Here is a 16,955-nt window from a genome sequence, read left to right on the forward strand (position 1 = left end):
AGGCGCGGACGAGATGGTCGACCAGAAGCGGCTGATCCTCGCGATCAGCATTTCCATCGTCATCCTGTTCCTGTTCGAGATCTTCTGGAACCAGCCGATCCGCGAGGCGGAGCGCGCCCGACAGGCGGAACTGGAGGAGATCGCCCGCATCGAGGCCGAGCGCATGGCCGCCGAGGCCCCTGGTGCGGCGCCTTCCCTCGCCGCGCCCGCGCCCGGCATGGGCCCGGCGGCGGCTCCCCCCTCCGTGCCGGCCTCGCTCAGGGTGCGGATCGAAACGCCCGAGATCGAAGGCTCGATCAACCTCGCCGGTGCGGTGATCGACGACGTCTCGTTGCGCCGCTTCGGGGTGACCCCCGACCCCAATTCGGATCGCGTGCGCCTGTTCACCCCGCGGGGATTGCCGGAGGCCTATTTCGCGCAGTTCGGCTGGGCGGCGGCGGGCGGGGACGTCGTCGTGCCCGGCCCGGACACGATCTGGCAGACCTCGGCCAACGTGCTGACCCCCGGGCGGCCGATCACCCTCTCCTGGGACAACGGGCAGGGCCAGCGGTTCGAGATCATCCTCGCCATCGACGACCATTTCCTGTTCACGGTCGAACAGCGGGTGATCAACGGCGGAGCCGGAACGGTGGCGGTGAACCCTTGGGCCCGCGTGCGGCGCGAATACACGCCGCAGACCGGCGGGTTTTTCATCTCGCATGAGGGGCTCGCCGGCGTGTTCGACGGCAGGCTCACCGAACAGACCTACGACGATGCGCGCAAGGAGGCGCAGAACCGCGGCGGCATCTCTTTCCAGCACGAAGGGCGCGGCGGCTGGGCCGGCTTCAGCGACAAGTACTGGCTCGGCGCGCTGATCCCGGACCAGACGCAGACCACCACCTTCACCTGGCGCGTCATCACCGAGGGTGCGCAGCCGCGCTACCAGATCGACTTCCTCGCCGGCGACAAGGTGATCGGACCGGGGCTTTCCACCTCCTCGCGCAACTACCTGTTCGCGGGAGCGAAGGAGGTGGCGGTGATCGATCGTGTCGCCGCCCAGCTCAACGTGCCGGGCTTCGACAAGGCGATCGACTGGGGCTGGTTCTACTTCCTCACCCGCCCGTTCTTCGCCGCGCTCCATTGGCTGCACGAACTGACCGGCAATTACGGGGTGGCGATCCTGATCTTCACCCTGTTCCTGAAGATCCTGTTCTTCCCGCTCGCCAACAAGTCCTACCGCTCGATGAGCAAAATGAAGCTCCTTGCCCCCCAGATGCAGGAGCTGAAGGAGCGGTACAAGGACGACCCCACCAAGATGCAGCAGGAGATGATGGCGCTCTACAAGCGCGAGAAGGTGAACCCCGTCTCGGGGTGCCTGCCCATCCTGCTGCAGATCCCGGTGTTCTTCGCCCTCTACAAGGTGCTGTTCGTCACCATCGAGATGCGGCACGCGCCGTTCTTCGGCTGGATCCAGGACCTCTCCGCGCCCGACCCGACGAACATCTTCAACCTGTTCGGCCTCATCCCGTTCGACCCCACGGTCATCCCCATCATCGGGCCGTTCCTGCACCTCGGCATCTGGCCCCTGTTCATGGGGGTGACGATGTATCTGCAGCAGAAGCTCAATCCCGCACCGCCGGACCCGATCCAGCAGAAGGTGTTCATGCTGATGCCCTTCATCTTCACCTTCATGCTGGCCTCCTTCCCGGCCGGGCTCGTCATCTACTGGTCGTGGAACAACATCCTCTCCATCGCCCAGCAGTGGCTGATCATGCGCCGGATGGCGGCGCAGGCACCGCAGCCGGCGAAGACGTGATCGCCTTTCCCGCGGGGCTGGCCGAGGCGAAGGACGAGGCGGCGCGCGCCGCGCTGATCGAGGCGGGGCGCCTCCTGTTCGCCGCCGAGGCCCGGTTCGTCGCCGCCGCCCGCACGCTCGACCAGCTCCCCCCGCCCGGCCTGCCCGAGGTCGCCTTCGCCGGCCGCTCCAATGTCGGCAAATCCTCGCTGCTCAACGCGCTGACCGGGCGGCGGGGGCTCGCCCGCGTCTCGGCCACCCCGGGGCGGACGCGCGAGCTCGTCTTCTTCGATCTCGCCTCACGTCTTCTTCTCGTCGACATGCCGGGCTACGGCTATGCGGAGGTGGCGAAATCGGTGCGCGAGGCTTGGGAGGGCACGATGTTCGCCTATTTGCGCGGCCGCCCCTCCCTGCGGCGTGTCGTGCTGCTGATCGACGCCCGCGTGGGCTTCAAGCCGGCCGACGAGGCGGCGATGCGCGTGCTGGATGAGGCGGCGGTCGCCTACCAGATCGCGCTGACCAAGGCCGACAAGGTGAAGCCCGCCGTGCTGGAGGCGATGCGGCGGCGGGCGGAGACGGTGGCGCGCGGCCACACCGCCGCCCACCCGCTCGTGCTCGCCACCAGCGCCGAGACCGGGGCCGGGATCGCCGAGTTGCGCGCAGAGCTCGCTTCGCTGGCCCGCGCTTGACCCGCCCGCGCGCGACGCCTAAGGCGCGCGGGACTTCGGCGGAGGGGGCGATGGCGGACGGACGCGGCGCGGCGCGAAACGAGACGCGGGAACACACCGGCGAGGAGAGGGCGCGGATCCTCTCCGAGGCCCTGCCCTTCCTGCTGCGCTATGACAACGCCACCGTCGTCATCAAGTACGGCGGCCATGCGATGGGCGACGACGAGCTCGCCGTCACCTTCGGCCGCGACGTCGCCTGGCTGCAGCTCTCCGGCCTGCACCCGGTGGTGGTGCATGGCGGGGGCCCGCAGATCAACGCGATGCTGGAACGGCTCGACATCAAATCGACCTTCGTCGACGGGCTGCGCGTCACCGACGAGAAGATGGTCGAGGTGGTGGAGATGGTGCTCGCCGGCACCGTCAACTCGCAGGTCGCCGCGCTGATCAACCGCGCGGGCGTGATGGCGGTCGGCATCTCCGGCAAGGATGCGGGGCTCATCCGCGCGCGCAAGCTCACCCGCACCAAGCGCGACCCGGATTCGAACATCGAGCGCGTGCTCGATCTCGGTTTCGTCGGCGAACCGGAGGCGATCGACACCAGGGTGCTGGAGGCGCTGCGCGGGGCGGAGATCGTGCCGGTGATCGCTCCCGTCGGCCTCGGCCCCGACGGCAAGACCTACAACATCAACGCCGACACGGTGGCCGGCGCGATCGCGGGCGCGCTCAAAGCGAAGCGCCTGCTGATGCTGACCGACGTGCCGGGGGTGCTGGACAAGGACAAGAAACTCATCCCCGAACTCACCGCCGCCGAAGCCGAACGGCTGATCGCCGACGGCACGATTTCGGGCGGCATGATCCCGAAGGTGGAACACTGCCTCGCCGCCGTCCGCGCGGGGGCGGAGGCGGCGGTGATCGTGGATGGACGCGTGCCGCATGCGATCCTGCTCGAACTCTTCACCGAACAGGGGGCGGGCACGCTGATCCGGCCCTGAAACGGACCGCGCCCGGGCCGAAGCCGGCCCGGGCGCGGACCTTTCGCAAGGGTGGCGGGCGGGCCGGCACCCCGGCCCGCCCCCTCGACCGCTCAGGCGAGGCGCTCGCCGTGCAGCGCCGTATCGAGCCCCTCGACCTCCTCCTCCTCGCTCACCCGCAGGCCGACGATCAGGTCGACGATCTTGAGCAGGATGAAGGAGACGATGGCGCAGTAGACGATGGTGACGGCAACGCCGTAGGCCTGGATCAGCATCTGGCCCACGCCGCCCGCGGTTTCGCCGATCGCCTCCACCGCGAACAGCCCGGTGAGGATCGCACCGACGATGCCGGCGACACCGTGCACGCCGAAGACGTCGAGGCTGTCGTCGTACTTCAGCATCTTCTTCAGTTCGGTCGAGGCCCACCAGGAGAGCAGGCCCGCCGCCGCGCCGATGATCAGCGCGCCGATCGGGGCGACGTAGCCCGCCGCCGGCGTGATGCCGACGAGCCCCGCCACCGCACCGGACACGGCACCCAGCACCGAGGGCTTCCCCTTCACCGCCCACTCGGCGAACATCCAGGCGAGCACGCCGGCGGCGGTCGCGATCTGGGTGACCGCCATGGCCAGCGCGGCGTTGGCGTCGGCGGCGACGGCGGAACCGGCGTTGAAGCCGAACCAGCCCACCCAGAGCAGCGAGGCGCCGATGACGGAAAGGCCGAGATTGTAGGGCGCCATGTTCTCGGTGCCGTAGCCCTTGCGCTTACCGACGACGAGGCAGGCGACGAGCCCGGCCACACCGGCGTTGATGTGCACCACCGTGCCGCCGGCGAAGTCGAGCACGCCGTCCTCGCTCATGAAGCCGCCGCCCCACACCCAGTGCGCGACCGGGCTGTAGACGAGCAGCGACCACAGGGCGAGGAAGAGCAGGAGGGCGGAGAACTTCATGCGATCGGCCACCGCGCCGGTGATCAGGGCGGCGGTGATGATCGCGAAGGTCATCTGGAAGACCATGAACATCGGTTCGGTGATGGTCATGTCCTCCTTCGGCTTGTCCCACGCCTCGATCATGCCGGAGAGGAACAGCCGCCCGAGATCGCCGATATAGGCGCCGTCGCCGGAGAAGGCCAAGGAGTAGCCCGCCACCATCCAGACGATGCTGATCAGCGCGCAGGTGGCGAAGGACTGCATCATGGTGGCGAGAACGTTCTTCTTGCGCACCATGCCGGCGTAGAAGAGCGCCACGCCGGGCACGGTCATCATCAGCACCAGCGCGGTGGAGGTCAGCATCCACGCCATGTCGCCGGAGTCGATCTTCGCCTCCTCGCCGTTGGCGAAGGCGGGCCCGGCGGCGGTGAGGATGGCCGCCGCAAGGCCCAGGCCGAGCACATGCGGCAGACGCACACGTTTCGTCATCGATCCTTACTCCCCAGAGGTCCGATCAGAGGGCGGCGGCGTCGGTCTCGCCGGTGCGGATGCGGATCGCCCGACCGACATCGAGCACGAAGATCTTGCCGTCGCCGATCTTGCCGGTATGCGCCGCGCGCGCGATCGCCTCGCACACCGCGTCCACCATCGCGTCCTCGACCACGATCTCGATCTTCACCTTGGGCAGGAAGTTCACGTGGTACTCCGCCCCGCGGTAGATCTCGGTCTGGCCCTTCTGCCGACCGAAACCTTTCACTTCGGAAACCGTCAGCCCCTGCACGCCGAGCGGAGTGAGCGCCTCGCGCACGTCGTCGAGCTTGAACGGCTTGATGATCGCCATGATGAGTTTCATCGCCTGTCCATCTCCGCCGGTTGTTCGGCGTTCGATGCGATCCAAGAGCCGTGCCACGGCGCACGCGCCGGCCGCCGGCGGCGAAAAGCGCCGGGTCTCCCGTCCGACCTGACCGGCCGGCTGCACAAGAAATGAGCAGATTGCGGAGCGCGGCTTGATTTCCTGCCCGCCGCCCCGACACTCGAGGGCATGCCCGCCACGCTTTCCGTCGCGGTCGCCGTGCTCGGGGCAGGCCCCGTCGGCGCCACCTTCGCCTGCCTGCTCGCCGAAGCCGGCGTGCCGACGGCGGTGATCGACCGCGCCGCCCTGCCACCGATGGAACTCCCGGAGTTCGACGGCCGCGCCTACGCCATCGCCCGCACCTCGCGCGACGTGCTGGCCGAGGCCGGGGTCTGGGCCCGGCTCGGCTCAAACCCTTGCCCGATCACCCGTATTCGGGTGTCGGACGGGCGGCCGGGGGAGCGCGCGAGCCCGCTCACCCTGACCTTCGACGCCCCCGAGGCCGAGGTCGATGCCTTCGGCTGGATGGTCGAGGCGCGGCATTTGCGAATCGCACTCAATGCCCACTTGCCGCGCATCCCGGGCCTCGCCGTGTTCGCCCCCGCGCGGGCCACCCTCCTGCAGCGCGATGCGACCGGTGTGGGGCTTCGCCTCGACGACGGCACGACGATCACCGCGCAGCTTCTCGTCGCGGCGGAGGGGCGGGAGAGTGCCACGCGCGCGGCGGCGGGCATTCCCGTCACGCGCTGGGACTACGGGCAGGACGCCATGGTCTGCGCGGTCCGGCACGACCGGCCGCACGAGCATGTGGCGATCGAACACTTCCTGCCCGCCGGCCCCTTCGCCATCCTGCCCCTGCCGGGCGAGGGGGGCGACCGGCGGACATCGGCGGTGGTCTGGACCGAGCGACGGGCGGAGGCGGAGCGGATCTGGCGCCTCGATCCCCCCCGCTTCGCCCGCGAACTCCGCCGCCGTTTCGGCGACCACTGGGGCGCGGTGACGCCGGTCGGGCTGCGCTGGCGGTATCCCTTGGGCGCGCTGCTGGCGCATCGGTACACCGACACCCGCCTGGCCCTGGTCGGCGATGCCGCGCACGGCATCCACCCGATCGCCGGCCAGGGGCTCAATCTCGGCTTCCGGGACGTGGGCGCGCTCGGGCGCCTCGTGATCGACGCCGTACGGGCGGGGCGTGACCCGGGCGCGCGCGACCTGCTCGCCGCCTACCAGGCGGAGCGGCGGCCGGCCAACCTGCTGATGCTCGCCGCCACCGACGCGCTCGATCGGCTCTTCTCGACCGATTTCGCGCCCCTCCGCCTGATCCGCGACCTCGGCCTCGCTGCGGTCGACCGGATGCCCGGGCTGAAGCGGGTGTTCATGCGCACCGCGATGGGCTTCTCGCCGCTCGGCGCGCTGCGGGCGGCTTGAAGGCAGTCCTGCCACGTTTGCGCCTCCGCCCTGCCGTCGGCGCATGGTCGCATGCGACGTCGCCCATCGCGGAGGCCGCCCATGCGCCCGTTCCTCGCCGCTTTCGCCGCCCTCGGCCTGATCGCCGCCACCCCAGCCTCGGCCGACCCCTGGTGGGGACGCCACGGCAAGCCCCACCGCGGCTGGGGCCCACCACCCAACGTGGTGGTGATCCCGGGCTACGGCCCGCCGCCGCCCGTCATCATCGTCCCGCCCCGGCGGCCGCCGCCGGTCGTCGTCATCCCACCGGGCGCCTACGCCTACCCTGCCTGGCGGCCCTACCCGGTCCATCCGCCCGCCCCGTACGGACACTTCTCCTTCGGCCTCACCGTGCCGTTCGGGCGCTGACCGTTCGTGCGCGCCGTGGCATGGTCCGCCCCATGGCGCTCACCCCCGAAGAGTTCCTCGCCCGGCTCGACGCCTGGGGCATCGCGCACGAGACGATCTGGCACGAGCCGGTGTTCACGGTGGCGGAGACGAAGGCTTTGGGGCTCACCGAACGCCTGCCCGGCGCGCACGTGAAGAACCTGTTCCTGAAGGACAAGGCCGGCGCGTTCTGGCTCGTCACCATGCTCGAGCACCGCAACGTGTCGGTCAACGCGCTCGCCCGCGCGCTCGCCGCCCCCCGGATGAGCTTCGCGTCCGCCGAGGACATGCGCGCCATCCTCGGGGTGGAACCGGGTTCGGTGACCCCCTTCGCGCTCGCCAACGAGACGGCGCGCGGGGTCGCCTTCGTGGTCGATTCCGCCCTGCTCGATGGCCACTTCGCCCGGATCAACGCCCACCCGCTGACCAACCGCGCGACGACGGGTGTCGCGCTCGAGGGCTTCCGCGCCTTCCTCGACCGGGTCGGCCACGCCCCGCGCCTTGTCGATCTCGACGCGCTCGATCGCGCCGCCTGACCCTGCCGGCGGGGCTTGTTCGCGCGCCTTCCCACCTCATGTTATCGAAGGCGCGCCGGGCCCCTCCCCGGCTCACCCAACGGAAGGCGCGCGGAAGGCGGCATGGAAATCATCTTCGACCCGAAAGGCAACACCAGCCCGCGCAACGGCGGCGCGGCGGCGGATGTGATCAAGGACTCGACGGAAGCCACCTTCGTCGCCGACGTCATCCAGGCGAGCCGCGAGGTTCCCGTCATCGTCGACTTCTTCGCCACCTGGTGCGGGCCCTGCAAGCAGCTGACCCCGGTGCTCGAGCGCGTGGTGCGCTCCGCCGGCGGCAAGGTACGCCTGGTCAAGGTCGACATCGACAAGAACCAGCGCCTCGCCGCCCAGCTGCGCATCCAGTCCGTGCCCACCGTCTACGCCTTCTACCAGGGCCAGCCGGTGGATGGGTTCCAGGGTGCCTTGCCGGAAAGCCAGGTCAAGGCCTGGGTCGAGCGGCTGGTGCAGCTCGCCGGCGGGGCGATGCCGGCCGAGGAGCTGATCGCGGCGGCGAAGGAGGCGGCGGCGCGCGGCGCACACGACGAGGCGGCGGAGATCCTGCGCGCGCTGCTCGCCGAACAGCCGGACAACGCCGAAGCGATCGGCCTGCTCGGGCGGGCGCTGATCGCGCAGGGCCGGCTCGAGGAGGCGCGCGCCCTCGTCGCCACCCTGCCTTCCAACATCGAGGCGCATGCCGAGATCCAGGGCGTGAAATCGGCGCTCGAGCTCGCCGAGCAGGGGCGCGAGGCGCAAGCCAAGCTTGCCGAGCTGCAGGCGCGGCTCGCGCGCAACGCCGACGACCATCAGGCGCGCTTCGACTATGCGATCGCGCTGAATGCCCTCGGCAAGCGCGAGGAGGCGGCCGAGCAGCTGCTGCAGATCATCCGGCGGGATCGCAAGTGGAACGACGAGGCCGCACGGCTGCAGCTGCTCAAGTTCTTCGAGGCCTGGGGGCTGACCGACGAGGTGACGGTGGCCGCGCGGCGACGCCTCTCGTCGCTCCTGTTCAGTTGAGCCCGACTCCGGTGATGACCGCCTCCGCCTGGCACCCGGCCTACGAGGACCTGCCGGGCGAGATCGCGGTGTTTCCCCTCACCGGCGCTCTCCTGCTGCCGCAGGGGCGGCTGCCGCTCAACATCTTCGAACCGCGCTACCTCGCCATGACGCTCGATTCGCTGGCGGAAGGGCGCATGTTCGGCATGGTGCAGCCGAACCCCGCGGAACCGCCGGGCGAGACCGGCCCCGCCCTCTATCGCGTCGGCTGCCTCGGCCGCCTCTCCTCCTTCGCCGAGACGGAGGACGGGCGGCTCCTGATCACGCTGACGGGGATCATCCGTTTCGAGATCGTGGCCGAACTGCCGATGCGTCGCGGCTACCGGCGGGTGCGCGTCGACTACTCCGCCTTCGCCGAGGATCTCGACCTCGCGCAGCGGCCCGAACTCGATCGCGCCCGTCTCGAGCGCGGCTTGCGCGCCTTCTTCCGTGCGCGCGGGATCGACGCCAATTGGCAGGCGGTGCGCGAGATGTCGAACGCCACCCTCGTCACCACCCTCTCCATGGTCTGTCCGTTCGAGCCGTGCGAGAAGCAGGCCCTCCTGGAGGCGCCGACCGTCGATGACCGCGCCGATCTCCTGCTCACCCTGATCGAGATCGGCGCCCATGGCGGATCGGAAGGGGGGCCGCGCTCGCCGCTCTCCTGAGGCGATGCGATGAGCGACGAGATCGATCCACGCCTGCTCGAGATCCTCGTCTGCCCCGTCACCAAGGGGCCGCTGCGCTACGATCGTGAGCGCAACGAACTGATCAGCGAACGAGCGGGCCTCGCCTATCCCATCCGCGACGGGGTACCGATCATGCTGCCCGAGGAGGCCCGCCCGCTCGACGCACCCGCACCGCTGCCGAAGGGCCTCGGCGACCCGGCCGCCGAGGCGTGATGCCGAAGCCCGTCGAACTGCGCGTCTCCAAGGCCGAGCGCACGCTCACCGTCACCTTCGACGACGGCGCGCGGTTCGTGCTGCCGGCGGAATATCTGCGGGTGGAAAGCCCCTCGGCCGAGGTGCAGGGCCATGCGCCCGACCAGAAGGTGCTCGTGTGGGGCAAGGCCGAGGTCGGCATCCTCAAGCTCGAGCCGGTCGGCAACTACGCGGTGCGCATCGTGTTCGACGACCTGCACGACAGCGGGATCTACTCCTGGGACTATCTCTACGAGCTCGGGCGCGATCACGCCGCGCGCTGGGCCCGCTACCTCGAGGAGCTGGAAGCGGCCGGCAAATCGCGCCACCCGCGCAAGGTCTATCGCGCCGCCGACCCCTCGGCCTGAGCCGCGCGGATCGCCCGCCAGACGCGCTCCGGTGTCGCCGGCATGTCGAGGCGCGTCACGCCGAGCGGGCGGAGGGCGTCCAGCACCGCGTTCATCACCGCGGGCAAGGAGCCCGCACAGCCCGCCTCGCCGCACCCCTTCGCACCGAGCCGGTTCGTGCGCGCCGGCACCGGATGATACGCGACCCCGATCGGCGGAACATCCGCCGCCCGCGGCAGCGCGTAGTCCATGAAACTGCCCGAGAGCAGCTGCCCCGCCTCGTCGTACACGACGTGCTCGAACAGGGCCTGCCCGATGCCCTGTCCGACGCCGCCGTGCACCTGGCCCGCCACGATCAGTGGATTGACCACCGTGCCGAAATCGTTGACCGAAACGTACGACACGACGTCGACCACGCCGGTCTCGGGGTCGATCTCGACTTCCGCCACGTGGCAGCCGTTCGGGAAGGCCGAGGGAGCGGAGTCGAAGACGTGATCGACGTCGAGCGTGGCGGGCACTCCCTCGCCGGCCAGCCGGCCATCCCGCAGCATGGCGGCGAGATCGAGCAAGGAGACGGAACGATCCGTGCCCACAACGGCAAAGCGACCTCTCGCGAACGCGATGTCGTCCTCCGCCACCTCGAGGAGATGCGCCGCCGCCTTCCGGCCGCGGGCGATGACGATCTCCGCCGCTTCCAACAGCGCCGACCCCGAGGCCATCAGCGACTTCGATCCCCCCGTGCCGCCGCCCGCGATCAGGGCATCGGAATCGCCCTGCACGAGGCGGATGCGCTCGGGCGGCACGCCGAGGGTGTGGCACAGCAGCTGGGCGAAGGCGGTACGGTGGCCCTGCCCGTAATCGAGCGTGCCGGTGATGATGGTCACGCCGCCGTCGGCATCGAAGCGGATGCCGCCCATCTCCTTCGCCGGCGGCGCGGTGCATTCGAGATACTGCCCAATCCCCCGCCCCCTGAGCCGCCCGCGCCGTGCGGCCTCGGCGCGCCGTACCGGGAACCCGTCCCAATCGGCGGTGGCGAGGGCGCGATCGAGGATACGGGCGAAATCCCCGCTGTCGTAGACCGTTCCGGCTGCCGTTCGATGCGGAAACGCGTCGGCGGCGATGTGGTTGCGGCGCCTGAGGTCCACCGAGTCGATGCCCGTCACCCGCGCCGCCTCCTCGATCAGCCGTTCCATGAAATAGTTGCCCTCGGGCCGCCCCGCACCGCGATAGGCGGAGACGGGCGAGGTGTTGGTCACCACGCAGCGGGTCACGACCTCGATCAGCGGCGTCGCGTAGACGGACTGCACGTTCTTGACGAAGTTGAGCGTGCCCATGAGCGGTGCGACGGTGCCGAGATAGGCCCCCATGTTGGCGAAGGCCGTCAGGCGAACGGCAAGGAATCGCCCTTCGGCATCGAGCGCGAGTTCGCCCACCACCTCATGATCGCGCCCGTGCTGATCGGAGACGAAGCTTCCCGTGCGCTCGTCCGTCCACTTCACCGGCCGGCCCGTGAGCCGCGCCGCGTGGAGCAAAGGCACGTATTCCGGATAGGCCGAGGCCTTCATGCCGAATGAGCCGCCGACATGGCCGGTGAGCACGCGCACCCGCTCGCGCGGCACGCGCAGGAGGTCATCCGCGAGCTGGTTGCGCAGTCCCCACACCCCTTGCGAGCCGACATGAAGGATGAAGCGTTCGCCCTTGGCGTCGTATTCGGCGACGGCCGCGCGCGGTTCCATCGCGCAGACGACGACGCGGTTGTTGCGCAAGGCAAGGCGCACGACGTGGGCGGCCGCGGCGAAGGCGGCCGCGACGGCGTCGCGATCGCCGTAATGGAAGTCGAGCACCACGTTGTCCGGATGGCTGTCGTAGAGCACGGGTGCGCCGGGCGCGACGGCGGCCGAGGCTTCGGTCACCGCCGGCAGGGGTTCGATGTCGAGCAACACCGCCTCCGCCGCGTCGCGCGCCGCCGCGCGGCTTTCGGCGACGACGCAGGCGACCGGATCGCCGACGAAACGGACCTTGTCGGTGGCGAGCGAGGGTCGTTCGGGTCCGCGCATCGGCGACCCATCCGCGTTGGTGAAGGCCATCGTGCAGCGAAGGCTGCCGTAGCCCGCCTGCGCGAGCTCCTCGCCGGTGATGACCGCGACCACACCCGGCATCGCCCGCGCGGCGGCGAGGTCGATCCCGCGCAGGATGCCGTGCGCATGCGGGCTGCGCACGAACTGGGCAAAGAGCTGGCCAGGGAGATTGACGTCGTCGGTGTAGCGGCCCTGGCCGGTGAGCAGTGGGGGGTCCTCGAACCGGCGCAGCGCCGCGCCGATCACCATCCCCCCAAGGCCGGGCTCGGGCAGCGGGCTTTCGGGCATGTCTCTCCCCTCGTCATCGCGCCGATGACAGATGCGATCGAACTGCAGACTTGGCCAGGGCCAGGCTCAGGTTTCCGCGCGGAACGCATCGGCGATGCGGCGCACCGTGCCGTCGCGCCCCACCACCATCAGGTCGAACCGGATCTCCTCGCCGAACCACGTCGGTTCCTCGGCCATCAGCGCTTCGGCGGCGGCAAGAAGCCGGCCGCGTTGCCGGGGCGAGAGGGCGAAGGCCGCCTCGGCCGCGCGCGCCCGCCCCTTCACCTCGACGATCACGGTGAGCGGCCCTCGTCGCGCAACGAGATCGATCTCGCCCGCCGCGGTGCGACGGCGTCGCGCCAGCACGGTGAAGCCCTCCGCCGCCAACGCGGCAGCGCAGCGCTCCTCCGCCGCGCGGCCGTAACGTTCCCCGCCCGCACCGCGACGACGCGTCGTCTCCATCGGCACCCGGGCCGCTACTCGGCGGCCGGGCGCAGCTCGGGCGGCAGCACGGTGGCGGCGATCGAACCGTCCAGCGCCTCGTACTCGGCAAGCCGGATCGCGGCGTAGAGTTCCGCCCGCGTCTGCATGCGATCGAGCATGGCGGTGGTGCCGCCGTCGCGGCGGATGGTGGCGTAGAGCTCGGCCACCGCCTTCGCTGCCACGCGCAGGCTGGAGGCGGGCCAGATGATCATGCGATAGCCCAGGGCCTCGAACTCGGCGGCCGACATGTAAGGCGTGCGGCCGAATTCCGTCATGTTGGCGAGCAGGGGTGCGTCCACCGCCTCGGCGAAGCGGGCGAACTCCTCGCGGCTGGTCAGCGCCTCGGGAAAGATCGCATCCGCTCCGGCCTCGAGATAGAGTTTCGCGCGCGCCACCGCTGCCTCGAAGCCCTCGACGGCGGCGGCGTCCGTGCGGGCGATGACGAACAGATGCCGCGCGGCACGCTTCGCCGCCGCCACCTTGGCCGCCATCTCGGCCGGTTCGACCAGCTTCTTGCCGTTGAGGTGTCCGCACTTCTTCGGCAGTTCCTGGTCCTCGATATGTACCGCGGCCGCGCCGGCCTCCTCGAAGGCGCGCACCATGTGCATCGCGTTCAGCACGCCGCCATAGCCGGTGTCGCCATCGACCAGGACGGGAAGCCCCGAGGCGCGCGTGATGGTCCTGATGAAGAAACAGACCTCGTCGACGGTGAGGATCCCCAAGTCGGGCAGGCCCATCGAGGCGCTCATCGCCGCTCCCGAGAGGTAGAGCGCCTCGAACCCCGCGTCGCGCGCGAGAATGGCGGCAAGCCCGTTATGCGCCCCCGGCATCTGCAGGATGCCCCCGCGCGCGAGCAGGGCGCGGAAGCGCGTGCCGGCAGGTTCGGTCGGCAGCGTTGCGGCGTCGAGATAGGGCATGGCGGCCTTTCCTTCTGCGCGAGAACGAGCCTAGCGAAGGCCGCGGCGCAGGACAAAGCCCCGCGCCATGCGGGCGATCGTGCCGGCAGCGGCCTCAGCGGTAGAAGATCACGGTCAGCAGGGCGAAGCAGGGCAAGAGGAACACCGCCGCCCAACCGCAATAGCCGAAGAAGGAGGGCATCTTGACGCCTTGCTCCTCGGCGATGGCGCGCACCATGAAGTTCGGCGCATTGCCGATGTAGGAGTTGGCCCCCATGAACACCGCGCCGGCGGAGATCGCGCCGAGGACCTTGGCGAGCGGGCCCATGAGAACCTCGGCATCGCCGCCGGCGAGATTGAAGAAGATCAGGTAGGTCGGTGCGTTGTCGAGGAAGGAAGAGAGGCCGCCCGTCAGCCAGAAGTACATCGCGGGGTTGGGCGTGCCGTCGGGGTTGCTGGTGAGGGCCACGAGCCAGGCGAGCGCGCCCTCAGGGCCTGCGCGCAGGATGGCGATGGCCGGGATGATGGTGACGAAGATCGCGGCGAACACCTTCGCCACCTCGATCATCGCGCCCCAGGTGAAGCCGTTGGCGTTGCGCACCAGAACGGGCGTCGCCCAGATCGAGTAGGCAGCGATCGCCAGCAGCAGGAAATCGCCGACCACGACCTCGATCACGATCTCCTGCTTGAGGAACGTCACCGCGCCGGGGTGCCACACGCCTTCCATCAGGACGACGAGCACGACGAGCATCAGGAGCGGGATGTTCACCCCGCCCTGAATCCGCAGTGGCTCCACGGGGCCCGCCACCTCGCGGATCTCATCGGCCTCCCGCCGGAAGTAGCGCACGTCCATGGTGTGGTAGGCGAGCAGCAGCAGGGCGACGAGCAGGAACATCGGCGCGAAGAGGTGCTGCGTCGGCCAGAAGAACGACACCCCCTTGAGGAAGCCGAGGAACAGCGGCGGGTCGCCGAGCGGGGTGAGCGCTCCGCCAATGTTGGAGACGAGGAAGATGAAAAAGATCATCGTGTGCGCGCGGTGCTTGCGGTCGCGATTGGCCCGCAGCACGGGGCGCACCAGCAGCATCGAGGCTCCGGTCGTCCCGGTCAGCGAGGCGATCGCGGTGCCGATGGCGAGCAGTGCCGTGTTGGTGCCCGGCGTGCCGCGCAGCGTCCCCGCCACGTGCACGCCGCCCGCCACCGTGAACAGCGCGAACAGCAGGATGATGAACGGGATGTATTCGAGGAAAACCGTGTGCAGGACGACATCGACCACCGCATCGAAGCCGAACCGGATCGTCGCCGGCACGAGAAAGGCGAGCGCCCAGCCGAGCATGACGAGGCCGTACACGCGATGCCACAGATGCGGCGCGACGAGGGGGATGATGGCGATCGACAGCAGCACGCCGGCGAAGGGCACCACCCACCACAGCGAGAGGGTGCGCGCGTCGATCGCGCTCTCCGCCGCCGCGGCCGGAGAGCAGAGGCCGACGAGGACGACGAGGGCGAGCCCGACCACGGCAGGCGGACGGAGACGGGGAAGCGGGGGCATCACGACGGAGGGGACGTTTCGTTGACGGGCCGGCACCCTAGCGCGCCGGTGATCGGCGACAAGGGCGAGCCTGCCTTGCCGGTCCTTCCCCTCAGGGCTATAGGGCTTTGCTCCCACTCCCGCAGCGAGGTTCACCCATGGAAATGACGGGCGAGCGGCGTATCCCTGCGCCGCGGGACAAGGTCTGGCAGGCCCTGAACGACCCTGCCGTGCTGAAGGACAGCCTTCCAGGCTGCGAATTCATCGAAGCTGCGGGCGACAACCAGTACAATGCACGCTTGGCGCTGAAGATCGGGCCGATGTACGCCCGCTTCTCCGGCACCGTCACCCTCTCCGACATCGACCCGCCGAACGGTTACACGCTGACCGGCGAAGGCCAGGGCGGGGTCGCCGGCTTCGCCAAGGGCACGGCGCGGGTGCGGCTCGCCGAGGACGGCCCCGACGCCACCATCCTCACCTACCACGTCAACGCTCAGGTCGGCGGCAAGATCGCCCAACTCGGGGCACGGCTGATCGACAGCACGGCGAAGAACCTGAGCGATCAGTTCTTCACCCGCTTCGCCAATCGCGTCGCCCCGCCCCCGCCCGCGCCGGAAGAGGCGCCCCCCGCGGCGGCCGAAGCGCAAGCCAAGGGCGTCGCCGGCATCGATTGGAAGGCGGAACTCGCCGCCCAGCCGCTGTGGGTGAAAATCTCGATCGCGGTCTGGGTGCTGATCGTGCTGATGATGGTGCTGTGAGCGAGCCGGCGGCCGGGCCATCCCGGCAAACGCCACCGGATGGCCGCCGCCTGCCCTTGCCTGCCTGGGTTGCCCTCGTCATCGTGCTGACGGGGCTGTTCCTCGCGCTTGGCCACGCGCTCGGCTAGAGAACGCGCATGGACGGAACCACCTCCATCCCTTCCGGCGTCGACGAGACGATCGCGCTGCTCGCGCGCGGCGACTATGTCGCCGACCGCGCGCTCGGCACCGCCGTGCACCTCGCCTTGGCCATGCAGCGGCCGCTGTTCCTCGAGGGCGAGGCGGGCGTGGGCAAGACCGAGATCGCCAAGGTGCTGGCGCGCACGCTGGGGCGTCGCCTCGTTCGCCTGCAGTGCTACGATGGGCTCGATCTCGCCTCGGCCCTCTACGATTGGAACTACACGCGCCAACTGCTGGAGATCCGGCTCGCCGAAGCGGCCGGGGAGCGCGACAAGGACCGCCTCGCGCGCGGCATCTTCGACCGCCGGTTCCTGATCGAACGCCCCCTCCTGCAGGCGATCAGCCCAGAAGGCGGCCCTGCCGTGCTCTTGATCGACGAGCTCGACCGCGCGGACGAGCCCTTCGAGGCCTTCCTGCTCGAACTGCTGGCGGACTGGCAGGTGACCATCCCCGAACTCGGCACCATCCGCGCCGCCGAACCGCCGGTGGTGATCATCACCTCCAACCGCACGCGCGAGATCCATGACGCGCTGCGCCGCCGCTGCCTGTACCATTGGGTCGATTTCCCCGATGCCGCGCGCGAACGCGCCATCCTCGCACTGAAAGCGCCGCAGGCCGGCGAACGCCTCGCGCACCAGGTGGTCGCCTTCGTGCAGCGCCTGCGCCGGATGGACCTGTTCAAGATGCCCGGCGTGGCCGAGACGATCGACTGGTGTGCCGCACTCGCGCATCTGGATGCGACCGAACTCGACCCCGCGCGCGTCGACGAGACGCTCGGCGTGCTGTTGAAGTACCAGGACGACATCGCGCGCATCCGCGGCGAACAGGCGGCGGCCCTGGTGGCGGAAGCGCGCGCGCAGTAGCGAAAGCGACGCGGGCGGGAGGGC

19 protein-coding genes are annotated in these 16,955 nt (G+C 70.0%); 13 read left to right on the forward strand and 6 right to left on the reverse strand.

Features of this window, described 5'->3' with window-relative positions:
• Positions 1-13: 13 nt before the first annotated feature.
• Genes yidC through argB form a run of 3 tightly spaced genes read left to right on the forward strand, consistent with a single transcriptional unit; the run spans position 14 to position 3,434 of the window.
• Positions 14-1,795: a membrane protein insertase YidC gene (gene yidC, locus DWB05_RS10775; protein ID WP_114377207.1), complete on the forward strand. Its 1,782-nt coding sequence runs from the start codon at positions 14-16 to the stop codon at positions 1,793-1,795.
• Complete coding sequence (gene yihA, locus DWB05_RS10780; protein WP_198669171.1) at positions 1,795-2,463, forward strand: ribosome biogenesis GTP-binding protein YihA/YsxC; 669 nt, start codon at positions 1,795-1,797, stop codon at positions 2,461-2,463. Before yidC ends, yihA begins: the two co-directional genes overlap by 1 nt.
• A gap of 50 nt (positions 2,464-2,513) precedes the next feature.
• Positions 2,514-3,434 (forward strand): acetylglutamate kinase, encoded by a 921-nt coding sequence (gene argB / locus DWB05_RS10785; protein ID WP_114377208.1) that lies wholly within the window; start codon positions 2,514-2,516, stop codon positions 3,432-3,434.
• A 92-nt stretch (positions 3,435-3,526) separates the two neighbouring features.
• On the opposite strand, the gene DWB05_RS10790 is transcribed toward argB, so the two are convergent.
• Positions 3,527-4,828, reverse strand: a complete 1,302-nt coding sequence (locus DWB05_RS10790; RefSeq protein ID WP_114377209.1) for an ammonium transporter — start codon at positions 4,826-4,828, stop codon at positions 3,527-3,529.
• 25 nt (positions 4,829-4,853) lie between these two features.
• Positions 4,854-5,192, reverse strand: coding sequence for a P-II family nitrogen regulator (locus DWB05_RS10795; RefSeq protein ID WP_114377210.1), 339 nt, complete (start codon positions 5,190-5,192; stop codon positions 4,854-4,856).
• A 189-nt stretch (positions 5,193-5,381) separates the two neighbouring features.
• On the opposite strand from DWB05_RS10795, the gene DWB05_RS10800 reads away from it, so the two are divergent.
• From DWB05_RS10800 to DWB05_RS10830, 7 genes are all read left to right on the forward strand, one after another.
• The gene (locus tag DWB05_RS10800; RefSeq protein ID WP_114377211.1) at positions 5,382-6,617 is read left to right on the forward strand and encodes a UbiH/UbiF/VisC/COQ6 family ubiquinone biosynthesis hydroxylase; all 1,236 of its coding nucleotides are present in this window, start codon (positions 5,382-5,384) and stop codon (positions 6,615-6,617) included.
• A gap of 81 nt (positions 6,618-6,698) precedes the next feature.
• Positions 6,699-7,004 carry a hypothetical protein gene (locus tag DWB05_RS10805; RefSeq protein WP_114377212.1) on the forward strand — a complete coding sequence of 102 codons (306 nt, stop codon included), beginning with the start codon at positions 6,699-6,701 and terminating at the stop codon, positions 7,002-7,004.
• 32 nt (positions 7,005-7,036) lie between these two features.
• A complete protein-coding gene (locus DWB05_RS10810) occupies positions 7,037-7,558 on the forward strand; it encodes a prolyl-tRNA synthetase associated domain-containing protein (protein WP_114377213.1) in 522 nt (173 codons plus the stop codon).
• 102 nt (positions 7,559-7,660) lie between these two features.
• Positions 7,661-8,593: a thioredoxin gene (gene trxA, locus DWB05_RS10815; protein ID WP_114377214.1), complete on the forward strand. Its 933-nt coding sequence runs from the start codon at positions 7,661-7,663 to the stop codon at positions 8,591-8,593.
• A gap of 14 nt (positions 8,594-8,607) precedes the next feature.
• Positions 8,608-9,279 carry an LON peptidase substrate-binding domain-containing protein gene (locus DWB05_RS10820; protein ID WP_198669143.1) on the forward strand — a complete coding sequence of 224 codons (672 nt, stop codon included), beginning with the start codon at positions 8,608-8,610 and terminating at the stop codon, positions 9,277-9,279.
• 9 nt (positions 9,280-9,288) lie between these two features.
• Positions 9,289-9,513, forward strand: coding sequence for a Trm112 family protein (locus DWB05_RS10825; protein ID WP_114377216.1), 225 nt, complete (start codon positions 9,289-9,291; stop codon positions 9,511-9,513).
• Positions 9,513-9,899, forward strand: coding sequence for a gamma-butyrobetaine hydroxylase family protein (locus DWB05_RS10830; RefSeq protein WP_114377217.1), 387 nt, complete (start codon positions 9,513-9,515; stop codon positions 9,897-9,899). The genes DWB05_RS10825 and DWB05_RS10830 overlap by 1 nt, the downstream gene beginning before the upstream one ends.
• Here the strand turns inward: DWB05_RS10830 and DWB05_RS10835 are convergent.
• The 4 genes from DWB05_RS10835 to DWB05_RS10850 form a co-directional block, all read right to left on the reverse strand.
• Entirely contained in the window at positions 9,872-12,244 is a 2,373-nt protein-coding gene (locus tag DWB05_RS10835) for a xanthine dehydrogenase family protein molybdopterin-binding subunit (protein WP_114377218.1), read from the reverse strand. The genes DWB05_RS10830 and DWB05_RS10835 overlap by 28 nt on opposite strands.
• A gap of 66 nt (positions 12,245-12,310) precedes the next feature.
• Positions 12,311-12,685, reverse strand: coding sequence for a YraN family protein (locus DWB05_RS10840; protein ID WP_114377219.1), 375 nt, complete (start codon positions 12,683-12,685; stop codon positions 12,311-12,313).
• Positions 12,686-12,699: 14 nt separating this feature from the next.
• Positions 12,700-13,623, reverse strand: a complete 924-nt coding sequence (prpB, locus tag DWB05_RS10845) for a methylisocitrate lyase (RefSeq protein WP_114377220.1) — start codon at positions 13,621-13,623, stop codon at positions 12,700-12,702.
• 94 nt (positions 13,624-13,717) lie between these two features.
• Positions 13,718-15,151 carry a sodium:proton antiporter gene (locus tag DWB05_RS10850; RefSeq protein WP_114377221.1) on the reverse strand — a complete coding sequence of 478 codons (1,434 nt, stop codon included), beginning with the start codon at positions 15,149-15,151 and terminating at the stop codon, positions 13,718-13,720.
• 137 nt (positions 15,152-15,288) lie between these two features.
• Between DWB05_RS10850 and DWB05_RS10855 the strand changes: the two genes are divergently transcribed.
• The 3 genes from DWB05_RS10855 to DWB05_RS10860 are packed head-to-tail and all read left to right on the forward strand — an operon-like array spanning position 15,289 to position 16,931.
• Positions 15,289-15,888 (forward strand): SRPBCC family protein, encoded by a 600-nt coding sequence (locus DWB05_RS10855; protein ID WP_114377222.1) that lies wholly within the window; start codon positions 15,289-15,291, stop codon positions 15,886-15,888.
• Positions 15,885-16,016, forward strand: a complete 132-nt coding sequence (locus DWB05_RS15250) for a hypothetical protein (RefSeq protein WP_269815575.1) — start codon at positions 15,885-15,887, stop codon at positions 16,014-16,016. Before DWB05_RS10855 ends, DWB05_RS15250 begins: the two co-directional genes overlap by 4 nt.
• A 9-nt stretch (positions 16,017-16,025) precedes the next feature.
• Positions 16,026-16,931, forward strand: a complete 906-nt coding sequence (locus DWB05_RS10860) for an AAA family ATPase (protein ID WP_114377223.1) — start codon at positions 16,026-16,028, stop codon at positions 16,929-16,931.
• The last annotated feature ends 24 nt before the right edge of the window (positions 16,932-16,955 follow it).

The sequence above is a fragment of the Elioraea thermophila (ex Habib et al. 2022) genome (assembly GCF_003336755.1).
In the GTDB taxonomy this organism is placed as follows: Bacteria; Pseudomonadota; Alphaproteobacteria; order Acetobacterales; family Acetobacteraceae; genus Elioraea; species Elioraea thermophila.

Bases quoted from the DNA above. Each gene is read 5' to 3' on its own strand.
- yidC (WP_114377207.1), top strand. From the start codon at position 14: ATGGTCGACCAGAAGCGGCTGATCCTCGCGATCAGCATTTCCATCGTC.
- argB (WP_114377208.1), top strand. From the start codon at position 2,514: ATGGCGGACGGACGCGGCGCGGCGCGAAACGAGACGCGGGAACACACC.
- DWB05_RS10790 (WP_114377209.1), bottom strand. From the start codon at position 4,828: ATGACGAAACGTGTGCGTCTGCCGCATGTGCTCGGCCTGGGCCTTGCG.
- DWB05_RS10795 (WP_114377210.1), bottom strand. From the start codon at position 5,192: ATGAAACTCATCATGGCGATCATCAAGCCGTTCAAGCTCGACGACGTG.
- DWB05_RS10800 (WP_114377211.1), top strand. From the start codon at position 5,382: ATGCCCGCCACGCTTTCCGTCGCGGTCGCCGTGCTCGGGGCAGGCCCC.
- DWB05_RS10805 (WP_114377212.1), top strand. From the start codon at position 6,699: ATGCGCCCGTTCCTCGCCGCTTTCGCCGCCCTCGGCCTGATCGCCGCC.
- DWB05_RS10810 (WP_114377213.1), top strand. From the start codon at position 7,037: ATGGCGCTCACCCCCGAAGAGTTCCTCGCCCGGCTCGACGCCTGGGGC.
- trxA (WP_114377214.1), top strand. From the start codon at position 7,661: ATGGAAATCATCTTCGACCCGAAAGGCAACACCAGCCCGCGCAACGGC.
- DWB05_RS10820 (WP_198669143.1), top strand. From the start codon at position 8,608: ATGACCGCCTCCGCCTGGCACCCGGCCTACGAGGACCTGCCGGGCGAG.
- DWB05_RS10825 (WP_114377216.1), top strand. From the start codon at position 9,289: ATGAGCGACGAGATCGATCCACGCCTGCTCGAGATCCTCGTCTGCCCC.
- DWB05_RS10830 (WP_114377217.1), top strand. From the start codon at position 9,513: ATGCCGAAGCCCGTCGAACTGCGCGTCTCCAAGGCCGAGCGCACGCTC.
- DWB05_RS10835 (WP_114377218.1), bottom strand. From the start codon at position 12,244: ATGCCCGAAAGCCCGCTGCCCGAGCCCGGCCTTGGGGGGATGGTGATC.
- DWB05_RS10840 (WP_114377219.1), bottom strand. From the start codon at position 12,685: ATGGAGACGACGCGTCGTCGCGGTGCGGGCGGGGAACGTTACGGCCGC.
- prpB (WP_114377220.1), bottom strand. From the start codon at position 13,623: ATGCCCTATCTCGACGCCGCAACGCTGCCGACCGAACCTGCCGGCACG.
- DWB05_RS10850 (WP_114377221.1), bottom strand. From the start codon at position 15,151: ATGCCCCCGCTTCCCCGTCTCCGTCCGCCTGCCGTGGTCGGGCTCGCC.
- DWB05_RS10855 (WP_114377222.1), top strand. From the start codon at position 15,289: ATGGAAATGACGGGCGAGCGGCGTATCCCTGCGCCGCGGGACAAGGTC.
- DWB05_RS10860 (WP_114377223.1), top strand. From the start codon at position 16,026: ATGGACGGAACCACCTCCATCCCTTCCGGCGTCGACGAGACGATCGCG.